Annotated in this window: 9 protein-coding genes and 5 tRNA genes; 3 read left to right on the forward strand and 11 right to left on the reverse strand. The window is 65.2% G+C overall.

Going from position 1 to position 9,789, the window contains the following annotated elements; translation table 11 throughout:
* Nucleotides 1-312: 312 nt before the first annotated feature.
* Nucleotides 313-403 (reverse strand) — tRNA-Ser (locus AC1VAN_RS10150).
* A gap of 169 nt (nucleotides 404-572) precedes the next feature.
* Between AC1VAN_RS10150 and AC1VAN_RS10155 the strand changes: the two genes are divergently transcribed.
* Complete coding sequence (locus tag AC1VAN_RS10155; RefSeq protein WP_480985741.1) at nucleotides 573-1,277, forward strand: PP2C family protein-serine/threonine phosphatase; 705 nt, start codon at nucleotides 573-575, stop codon at nucleotides 1,275-1,277.
* 113 nt (nucleotides 1,278-1,390) lie between these two features.
* Here AC1VAN_RS10155 and dnaQ read toward each other — a convergent pair whose 3' ends face one another.
* The 3 genes from dnaQ to AC1VAN_RS10170 are packed head-to-tail and all read right to left on the reverse strand — an operon-like array spanning nucleotide 1,391 to nucleotide 3,233.
* Nucleotides 1,391-2,119: a DNA polymerase III subunit epsilon gene (gene dnaQ, locus AC1VAN_RS10160; protein ID WP_442252182.1), complete on the reverse strand. Its 729-nt coding sequence runs from the start codon at nucleotides 2,117-2,119 to the stop codon at nucleotides 1,391-1,393.
* Between the two features lie 4 nt (nucleotides 2,120-2,123).
* A complete protein-coding gene (gene rnhA / locus AC1VAN_RS10165; RefSeq protein WP_442252183.1) occupies nucleotides 2,124-2,576 on the reverse strand; it encodes a ribonuclease HI in 453 nt (150 codons plus the stop codon).
* A 12-nt stretch (nucleotides 2,577-2,588) separates the two neighbouring features.
* The gene (locus AC1VAN_RS10170; RefSeq protein WP_025878154.1) at nucleotides 2,589-3,233 is read right to left on the reverse strand and encodes a class I SAM-dependent methyltransferase; all 645 of its coding nucleotides are present in this window, start codon (nucleotides 3,231-3,233) and stop codon (nucleotides 2,589-2,591) included.
* A gap of 11 nt (nucleotides 3,234-3,244) precedes the next feature.
* Here AC1VAN_RS10170 and gloB point away from each other — a divergent pair, with 11 nt between their 5' ends.
* Nucleotides 3,245-4,009 carry a hydroxyacylglutathione hydrolase gene (gene gloB / locus AC1VAN_RS10175; RefSeq protein WP_032977381.1) on the forward strand — a complete coding sequence of 255 codons (765 nt, stop codon included), beginning with the start codon at nucleotides 3,245-3,247 and terminating at the stop codon, nucleotides 4,007-4,009.
* Complete coding sequence (locus AC1VAN_RS10180) at nucleotides 4,006-5,208, forward strand: lytic transglycosylase domain-containing protein (RefSeq protein ID WP_032977383.1); 1,203 nt, start codon at nucleotides 4,006-4,008, stop codon at nucleotides 5,206-5,208. The genes gloB and AC1VAN_RS10180 overlap by 4 nt, the downstream gene beginning before the upstream one ends.
* A 170-nt stretch (nucleotides 5,209-5,378) precedes the next feature.
* Here AC1VAN_RS10180 and AC1VAN_RS10185 read toward each other — a convergent pair whose 3' ends face one another.
* From AC1VAN_RS10185 to AC1VAN_RS10215, 7 genes are all read right to left on the reverse strand, one after another.
* The gene (locus AC1VAN_RS10185) at nucleotides 5,379-7,334 is read right to left on the reverse strand and encodes a peptidyl-prolyl cis-trans isomerase (protein ID WP_480985742.1); all 1,956 of its coding nucleotides are present in this window, start codon (nucleotides 7,332-7,334) and stop codon (nucleotides 5,379-5,381) included.
* 184 nt (nucleotides 7,335-7,518) lie between these two features.
* A tRNA-Asp gene (locus AC1VAN_RS10190) sits at nucleotides 7,519-7,595 on the reverse strand.
* A 107-nt stretch (nucleotides 7,596-7,702) separates the two neighbouring features.
* Nucleotides 7,703-7,779 (reverse strand) — tRNA-Asp (locus tag AC1VAN_RS10195).
* Nucleotides 7,780-7,868: 89 nt separating this feature from the next.
* Nucleotides 7,869-7,945: transfer RNA gene (locus AC1VAN_RS10200), tRNA-Asp, on the reverse strand.
* A 25-nt stretch (nucleotides 7,946-7,970) separates the two neighbouring features.
* Nucleotides 7,971-8,045, reverse strand: a tRNA-Val gene (locus tag AC1VAN_RS10205).
* 11 nt (nucleotides 8,046-8,056) lie between these two features.
* Nucleotides 8,057-8,329 carry an HU family DNA-binding protein gene (locus AC1VAN_RS10210; RefSeq protein ID WP_004146343.1) on the reverse strand — a complete coding sequence of 91 codons (273 nt, stop codon included), beginning with the start codon at nucleotides 8,327-8,329 and terminating at the stop codon, nucleotides 8,057-8,059.
* A 218-nt stretch (nucleotides 8,330-8,547) separates the two neighbouring features.
* The coding region (locus tag AC1VAN_RS10215) for a S16 family serine protease (protein WP_480985743.1) at nucleotides 8,548-9,789 on the reverse strand (1,242 nt) is incomplete at its 5' end.

Consider the following 9,789-nt stretch of genomic DNA (forward strand, 5'->3'; position numbering starts at 1 on the left):
TCGTCACTGATGCGCTCGGACTTGATCTGCAGGATCGAGATCTTGTCCAGCAGCTCGCCGAATGAAACGGGGACGAGGATTTCAGCGGTCATCGTGGCGGCTCCAGCAGGTGATGACGTACATGGTAACCCGCCGCACGCGAACAGCATCCACGCATGGCGTGGATCTACTGAAGCATCCGCAGGAAGGCCGGCAAAGGGAGGGGCCCGAACGTTGCAGTGCAACGTTTGGGGCGACGCGCGATGCGTCGTCGCATCCCCGCGCCAGATTAAAAAAGAAGGGCTGCCTTTCGGCAGCCCTTCTTTTTTAATCTGGCGGAGAGGGGGGGATTCGAACCCCCGAGGCGCTATAAACGCCTGCCTGATTTCGAGTCAGGTACATTCAACCGCTCTGCCACCTCTCCAGATGTTCCCCGGCGAACCGGGGACGCGCATCATACGAGGAAGCGCGGCTGACGACAAGTCATTGCGCCCAATGAAGTGAAATTTTCCTGACTGCATGGCTTGCCGGATGTCCGCTTGGCCGTGATGATGCCGTTCTCCCCGGCATTACCCCCTCGCCCAGCACCCACCATGATCGAATTCGGACATYTCACCCACCCCGGCCTGCGCCGCGAGCTCAACGAGGACACCTATTACGGTGACGGCGAGCTGGCCCTGTGGCTGGTAGCCGACGGCATGGGCGGGCACGCCTGCGGCGAGGTGGCCAGCGCACTGGCGCGCGAGACCATCGTGCGTGAGATCCGCCGTGGCGCGCCGTTGGCGCAGGCGATCCGCACCGCCGACGAAGAGATCATCCGCGCCTCGCGCCGGCGCAACGACAGCCTGCCGATGGGCACCACCGTGGTCGCTGCACGGGTACAGGGCAACCGTTACGAAGTGGCCTGGGTCGGCGACAGCCGCGCCTATCTGTGGCGCGATGGCCAACTTGCCCAGCTCAGCCAGGACCACAGCGTGGTGCAGGAACTGGTCGCGCAGGGCAACCTGACCGCCGAGCAGGCGCGCGCCCATCCCCACCGGAACGTGGTCACCCAGGCACTGGGCGTCACCGACCCGGCACACCTGAACGTGGCGACCACCAGCGGCGAGCTGCGCCCGGGCATGCAGTTGCTGCTGTGCAGTGATGGCCTGACCGAGGAAGTGGATGACCGCGGCATTGCCCGCACCCTCGCCTTCGACGACGCCAGCGCGCAGGAATGCGTGGACAGCCTGGTCGCCTCCGCCCTCGACGGCGGCGGCTCGGACAACATCACCGTGATCCTGGTGCGCTGCCACTGATCCACGCCATCCACGCATGGCGTGGATCTACAGTAGAGCCACGCCATGCGTGGATGCATTTCACACGCATCACCACGCCATGCGTGGCTGCATCTCGCACGCCACCGCTGCGCCTACGCGCTCGCGGCCTCTTCCACCTTCGGGCCGTCCCACAACGCGTGGCCGGCCTTCTTGCGCAGCCGTTCCAGACGCGCCGCATGCGCTTCCTGCTCCGACGGCGTGGCCACCACGCGCGGCCGCGGCAGCAGCTTGGACGCATCGAACGCCTGCAACGCCGCAGCGCCACCGGCATCGTCATCGCCCAGCCCGAAGCCGATCTCCTCTTGGCCCGAGGTCAACGCGATGTACACATCACCCAGGATCTGCGCATCCAGCAGACCGCCATGCAGGGCGCGGTGCGAGTTGTCCACGCCCAGCCGCTTGCACAGGGCGTCGAGCGAGTTGCGCTGGCCCGGGAAGCGCTCGCGCGCCAGCGCCAGGGTATCGATCACCGTGCAGCGGTCGGTGATCTTCCCGTACTGCTCTCCCAACAGGGAAAGCTCATTGTCGAGAAAGCCCAGGTCGAACGCGGCGTTGTGGATGATCAGCTCGGCGCCATCGATGAAGGCCAGGAACTCCTCCACGACCTGCGCGAACTCCGGCTTCTCGGCGAGAAATTCMAGGGTCAGGCCGGTCACTTCCTGCGCACCCTGTTCGAATTCGCAGTCCGGCTTCAGGTACTGGTGATAGGTATTGCCGGTCGGGCGGCGCTTGAACAACTCGACGCAGCCGATTTCGACGACGCGGTTGCCCTTCTTCCACTCCAGGCCGGTGGTTTCGGTATCAAGGATGATCTGACGCATGGGCTCAGTTTACCGGGCTGCCGTCGCGGACCTGGATCGCGGCGTTGCGGGCCAGGGTATCCACACGTTCATTGTCCGGGTCGCCGGAATGGCCTTTCACCCAGCGCCAGTCGATCTGGTGCCGCAGCGTGGCGGCCTGCAGGCGCTCCCACAGTTCACGGTTCTTCACCGGGTCACCGCCGGCGGTCTTCCAGTTCTTGCGGATCCAGCCCGGCAGCCACTGGGTCAGGCCCTGCCGTACGTACTGCGAATCGGTATAGAGGACGATCTCACAGGGCTCGGTCAACGACTCCAGCCCGGAAATGGCCGCCATCAGCTCCATCCGATTGTTGGTGGTATGCGCTTCACCACCGCTCAGTTCGCGCTCGTGCCCCTTGTAGCGCAACAGCGCCGCCCAGCCACCGGGGCCGGGATTGCCGAGGCAGGAACCGTCGGTGTGGATTTCGATGGTTTTCAATACAACTCCAGATCAGGTAGCAACGGTGCCGTGCCAGCGCACGGGCAACGGGGTCGGCCCGGGCAGGGCCAGCGTGCGTTTTTCAGCGTGGAACAGGCAGGCCGCGCGCAGGGGCGCCCAGCCGCCGCGACGGCGGCTGCCGGCACCCTGCCACATCGGCCCCAGGTAACGCATGTCCTCGCATTCCAGCCCATGGCGCTCAAGCAGCTGGCGGATCCGCTGCGGCGTGCGCACCACCAGCCCGTGCTGGCGCCAGCGCGTGCGGAACGGGCTGAACGGGTTGAGGCTGGTCAGCCACAGATGGCCGCCGGGCATCAGCACGCGCTCGCACTCGTCCAGCAGATGGTCGGCATCGCCGACGGTCACATGCTGCAGCACGATGGCGTTGACGCTCTCGTTGGGCAGCGGCAACGGCAGGGCACAGCGGGTATCGCCGGCGTAACCACTGCCCTGGCGATGCAGGCGCAGGCCCCGACCGCCCAGCTGCGCATCCGCCAGCCAGGCGGCGCTGGGGGCGATCCACAACCAGGGCCGGGTCGGCAGCAGCGACAGCTGCGGCAGCAGCAGCTGCCGTTCGAGCACGCGCAGGGCCTCCGCCGGTTCACTGTCGAACCACGGGGCCTGGCTCGCTTGACGGGTGCTCTGCAGCGCGGGCATGGTCCAATTCTATGCGACTGACTGCCCTGCCCGCATTTGCGGACAATTACATCTGGATGCTGATCGCCGACGACGGTGCTGCCGTGGTCGTCGATCCCGGCGACGCTGCGCCGGTACTGGCGCTGGCTGCCCAAGGCGTGCGCGTGGACACCATCCTGCTCACCCATCACCACGACGATCACATCGGCGGGGTACCGGCGCTGCAGGCGCGTTTCCCTGGGGTGCGCGTGGTCGCACCGGTCGACGAGCGCATCCCGATGGCCACCGAGCGGGTCGGTGAAGGTGAACGTGTTCAGGCAATGGGCCGGATGTTCCACGTACTATCCGTCCCCGGGCACACCCGCAGCCACATCGCGTTTCACACCGCTGAACAGCTTTTCAGCGGAGATTCGTTGTTCAGCCTGGGCTGTGGACGCCTGTTCGAAGGTACGCCGTCCCAGCTGCTGGCATCGATGCGCAAGCTGGGTGCCCTGCCCGCGCAACTGCTGCTGTGTTGCGCTCACGAGTACACCGTGTCAAATGCCGTCTTCGCGCGGCATGTCGACCCCGCCAACGCTGCCTTGTTGCAGCGCCAAGAGGAGGCTTTGGCCATGCGCCGCGATGACCGTTCCACCCTGCCAGTATCCCTGGCCGATGAAATTGCCTGCAATCCGTTCCTGCGTACCCACACGGCGCCCATCCGCGCGGCCGTGTCGGCGCACCTGGGGCGCGAAGTCGTGGACGACGTCGACGTCATGGCCGGTCTCCGGCACTGGAAAGACGGCTTCCGCGCATGAGTCGCCGAAGTCTGCCGCTGGCCCTGGGTCTCGTCCTGGGGTTGGCCGGAACTGCCGGCGCACAATCGCTGGGCGCCGGCATCAGCCAGAACCTGACCGCCGCCTCGGCCCTGCCGCTGGATCCGTCAACGCTGCCGGCCGCATCGGTACGTAACGGCCAGGAGATCTTCTCCAGCTTCCGCGACGGCCTTGCAGAACCTACCTGTGACGCCGAAGCCACCAGCCCGCGCTGGCAGAAGCAGTTCGCCCATGCGCCTTCGCGGTTGGCCAACCAGGATGACGACGCGCTGGTGCTGTTCGGCTATGTGGTCGAAGAGCTGCGCAAAGCCAACCTGCCCACCGAATTCGCGCTGATTCCTTTCGTCGAAAGTGGCTACCGGCCCAATGCCCGCAACGGCAGCGGCCCGACCGGCCTGTGGCAGTTCATCGCCACCACGGCACGCAACCATCGCGTACCGATGAGCAACAACTACGACGGCCGACTGTCGGCAGTGGAGTCCACCCAGGCCGCCGTGCGCTACCTGAAGACCCTGCATGGCATGTTCGGCGGTGACTGGCGCCTGGCCACGATGGCCTACAACGCCGGTGAATACCGCGTGCTGCAGTCCATGCGCAAGGCCGGCATGAATGCGCAGAACGCCAAGCCGGCCGGCCTGCCCGGGCTGTCGCCGGTCACCCATGCCTACGTCGAGAAGCTGCATGCCCTGGCCTGCGTGCTGGAAGACGTGGAAGACCAGCCTGGCGTGATGGCCTCGCTGGACCGCACCGTGCCGGTGCTGAAGGACCACACCCTGCCGGCGGGCACCAGCGTCCAGCAGTGGGCCGCCCAGCGCGCGCTGGACCCGGCGAAGATCGCCCGCCTGAATCCGGCACTGGCCGCCGGCAACCGCCCGTCGGGCACSGCCCGYGTACTGGCSCCGGTYTCRGCGTCCAACGCGGACGTTGCYGAYATCGCCAGCACKGCCGTTGCCACCGCAGTGGCCAGCACCGCCAGCGCCGCGCCGAGCCCGCAGGTGGCCAAGGTGGTCGCCTCGGCTGCCGATCGCCCGCGCAACCGTCGCCACACCGTTCGCAATGGCGAATCGGCATGGACCATCGCCCGCCGCTACGGCATGCCGGTGAAGGCGCTGTTGTCGCTGAACGGCTTGAGCGGCAGCAGCGTGCTGAAGCCAGGCGCGGTACTGCGCGTCGAAGACTGAGGTCGGTGCGGCGCTGACGCGCGGTTTCCGGCCAACGGCGAAGCCCCTCGCGGGTGGCGGCAGCAGCATTCATGAGTTGGGACGAGCGAGGTGGACCCACGGGGGACGCCGTGAACCCATCCTTGGGGGCTTGGAATGCCGGGCCTTTTCGTTCCTGCTCGCCGGAGGGCTTACAGGTTCGCTTCGGTGGTCTGGATCAAGAACTTCTTGCGCATCGCCTCGATGTAGGCCTTGGCCGCGGCCATGCCGTCGATCTGGCTCAGCTGGTCCTTCAGCTGCTTCTGCTGTTCGGCGGTCACTTCCTTGATGTCGCCCGGGTTGACCTTGTTCACCGCGAAGACCAGCGCATGGCCGTTGACGTCGACCTTGCCGTAGCTCGGCTTGCCTTCGGCAGGCAGCGGCGCACTGAAGATCGCACGGTTGATCTCCGGGGTCGRCACCGGCTGGCTGCGCGGCAGGCCCGGCATCGGGCTCAGCTGCAGCTTCTCGCTGGCAGCCAGCGACTGCAGGGTCGCGCCTGCCTTCAGCTTGGCCAGCAGGGCATCGGCGGCCTTGTCACCGGCCTGGCGCTGACGGTCGGCACGGATCGCGGCGATCACCTGCTCACGCGCCTTGTCCAGCGGCAGCGCCTGCTCCGGGGTATGCGCGGCAACGCGGATCACCACGCTGTGGTTGCTGCTGCCGCCCAGGGCGATCGGATCGCTGGCGGTACCGTCCTGCACCAGGACGTCGGAGAAGGCGGCACGCAGCACGGCCGGATCAGCGGCAATACCGGTGGCGGTCGTGCGCGTGATCGGGCCCAGCGTCTGCATCGACAGGCCGACCGCCTTGGCGGCCGCGGACAGGTCGCTCGGGCTCTTGTTGATGGCATCGACCAGGCGGCCCGCCAGATCGTTGAAGCCGCGCTCGCCGTCGGCCTTCAACTGCTCGGCAGCCAAGGTGTCGCGCACTTCTTCGAAGGACTTGCCCTGGCCGCCACGAACCGCTGCGACCCTGATGATGTGGTAACCGAAGTCGGTCTTGACCGGGCCGATCACCTCACCCGCCTTGGCACCAAACAGTGCATCTTCGAACGGCTTGACCATCGCGCCCCGCTCCACCCAGCCCAGGTCACCGCCCTGCGCCTTGGAGCCGGGATCTTCCGAGTTCGCCTTGGCCAGCGCGGCAAAGTCGGCACCTGCCGCCTTTGCTTCGACAGCCAGCTTGGCGGCCTTGGCTTCAGCACCGTCGCCGGTGATCAGGATGTGCGCCGCCTGGCGCTGTTCCGGCGTGGTGAACTTGGCCTTCTCGTCTTCATAGCGCTTGCGCAGGGTCGCTTCGTCGGCCGCAGTCGGCGCCGGCAGGTTGGCACCATTGAGCTCGACATATTCCAGCGACACCGATTCGGCCTGGCGGAAATCCTTGCCATGGCTGTCGTACCACTGCTTGATCTGCGCGTCGGTCACCGGCGCGGTATCCACCGGAACTTCCGGCAGCGCGGCCAGTTCCACATCGCGGGTCTCGCCCAGCAGCTTCAACAGACGCTCGGTCTCGGCCTGGGTGACAAAGCCGGAATTCTGCAGGCCCGACGGGATCACCGACTGCTGCAGGCTCTCACGCACCAGTTCCTGGAACTGGGTCGGCGTGCGCGGCGGATTGCCACCGGCCAGGGCCAGACGGTAATTGCTTTCGCTGAACTTGCCATCGGCGCCCAGGAAGCCCGGAATGGTGGTGATGTATTCGCGCACAGCGCCGTCGCCAATCACGACACCGGCCTGCTCACCGACCAGGCGCACGACCTGCTCGTCGATCAACTGGTCGAGCACGGCCAGCTTGTTCTCGGTGCTTTCGAACGCGCGCGGGTCGAAGTTCTCGCCCTGCTGCTGGCGTTCGCGCATGCGTTCCTGCTCGAAACGGGTGCGGAAGTCCTGTGCACTGATCTCATGGTGCTGCCACATCATGCGCACCGGCCACCAGGACGGTGCCGAGCGCCACCAGGTCGGCGGTGCCGAAACCTTGGCGACGTTCTGTGCGCCGACGCCACCGAGGTAGCTGTTGTCGATCACGAACAGGAACGGAATCATCAGCAGCCCCAGGATCACGGTGACGATCCAGCCTGAGGTCTTGTCGCGGAGTTTCTGCAGCATGGTGAGGAATCACAAGGCTTGATTGGCGAGCCCGGCAGTGTAACCCGCTTCGCGGCGTGGACCAAAAGCAGTGGCAGCAGGGCCTGGCGCCATCCCGCCCAGGCGATCTACAGGTTCGCGCGCATCGAATGATGGAAACGGCGCAAAGAAAAAGCCCCCGACTTGCGTCGAGGGCTCTTAGAGTTGGCGGAGCGGACGGGACTCGAACCCGCGACCYCCKGCGTGACAGGCCRGYATTCTAACCAGCTGAACTACCGCTCCGCGCTTGAAACTTTGCAGGCGCTCAGTATATCCGAAGACTTCCTGAAAACCTACCCCGCTGAACACTTTTTTCAAAGTTTTTTCACGAGGATTTAAGAGTTTTGCAATGGCGGAGCGGACGGGACTCGAACCCGCGACCTCCGGCGTGACAGGCCAGCATTCTAACCAGCTGAACTACCGCTCCGTATTGCAGACCTCTTTGTTTTCTCTACAACCGGTTGGTTGGAGAGAAAACAAGGCCCCCAGCTTTTCGGCCGGGGGCCTCGTTGAAAATGGCGGAGCGGACGGGACTCGAACCCGCGACCTCCGGCGTGACAGGCCAGCATTCTAACCAGCTGAACTACCGCTCCACATTTCAAACTTACCGCGGTGCTGTGGTGGGTGCTGAGGGTTTCGAACCCCCGACCCTCTCCGTGTAAAGGAGACGCTCTACCGCTGAGCTAAGCACCCCAGCGAGCCGCTTAGTTTACAGCATCCTTCAGGGCCTTACCAGCCTTGAACGACGGATTCTTCGAAGCAGCGATCTTGATGGTGTCGCCGGTCTTCGGGTTGCGGCCGGTGCGGGCAGCACGGTCGCGGACCTGGAAGGTACCGAAGCCAACCAGGGTGACCGCATCGCCGTCCTTCAGCGCCTTGGTGACGGCAGCAACGACGGCATCGACAGCGCGGCTGGACTCGGCCTTGGTCAGGTCGGCAGCTTCAGCAACGGCATCGATCAATTCGGTCTTGTTCATTCTTTACAACTCCTTTGGCGGTGGGTTCCGCGTATTCGACAGGGAAGCAACCGCACGACGTCTGCATGCGGTTGCCATGTGGAAACGGTTCGCCGAATTCAGTGAGCGCTGACTGCGATCACTCATTCGCGAGTGCTGCTTTTATACCAGCGGCCCTACCCCCACGCAAGCTGGAAAGCCAGCAACGACGCGGGTTTCAAGCATTTCGACAGGACGCATCAATGCTTGACGCGCGCGTTTCCACTCGGTTTGGCCTTGCTGCGCACCGTGACGCGCTGCGCACTCTTGCGCGTCTTCTTCGGTGCCAGCGGACGTTCCAGGGCCAGATCGAGCACTTCCTCGATGTACTTCACCGGCACGATCTCCAGGTCGCGGGTGACGTTGGCCGGAATGTCGGCAAGATCCTTGCGGTTCTCATCGGGGATGATCACCGTGCGGATTCCGCCGCGCAGGGCCGCCAGCAGCTTCTCCTTGAGGCCGCCGATCGCGGTGACGCGACCACGCAGGGTGATTTCGCCGGTCATCGCCACATCGGCGCGCACGGCGACCTTGGTCAGCATCGACACCAGCGAGGTCACCATTGCCGCACCGGCACTGGGGCCATCCTTCGGCGTCGCACCATCGGGTACATGCAGGTGCACGTCGTGCTTCTGCAGGAAGTCCGCATCGATGCCGAAGCGCTCGGCACGCGAACGCACCACCGACAACGCCGCCGACGCTGATTCCTTCATCACGTTGCCGAGCTGGCCGGTCAGGATCAGCTGGCCCTTGCCCGGTACCAGCGTCGATTCGATCTGCAGCAGATCGCCACCGACTTCGGTCCAGGCCAGGCCCGTGACCAGGCCGATCTCGTTCTCTTCTTCGGCACGGCCGAAGTCGAAGCGACGCACGCCCAGGTACTTGTCCAGGTTCTTGCTCGACACGCTCACCAGCGCCTTGGACTTGCGCGCGCCCTTCTTCGCCTTCGCCACCGGCTGCGGCCCACCCAGCGCGATTTCCTTCACCACCTTGCGGCAGATCTTGGCGATCTCGCGTTCCAGGTTGCGCACGCCGGATTCGCGCGTGTAGTAGCGCACGATGTCCTGGATGGCATCGCTGCCGATCTCCAGCTCTTCCGGCTTCAGGCCGTTGGCCTTGATCTGCTTGGGCGACAGGTAACGGGTGGCGATGTTGAGCTTCTCATCCTCGGTGTAACCGGGGATGCGGATCACTTCCATGCGGTCCAGCAGCGGGCCGGGGATGTTGAGCGAGTTGGAGGTCGCCACGAACATCACTTCGGACAGGTCCAGGTCCACTTCCAGRTAGTGGTCGTTGAACGCGTTGTTCTGCTCGGGRTCGAGCACYTCCAGCAGCGCCGASGACGGATCGCCRCGGAAGTCCATCGACATCTTGTCGATCTCGTCCAGCACGAACAGCGGGTTCTTGCTGCCGACCTTGTTGAGGTTCTGCACGATGCGGCC

The organism is Stenotrophomonas sp. 05L44_2, assembly GCF_056665995.1.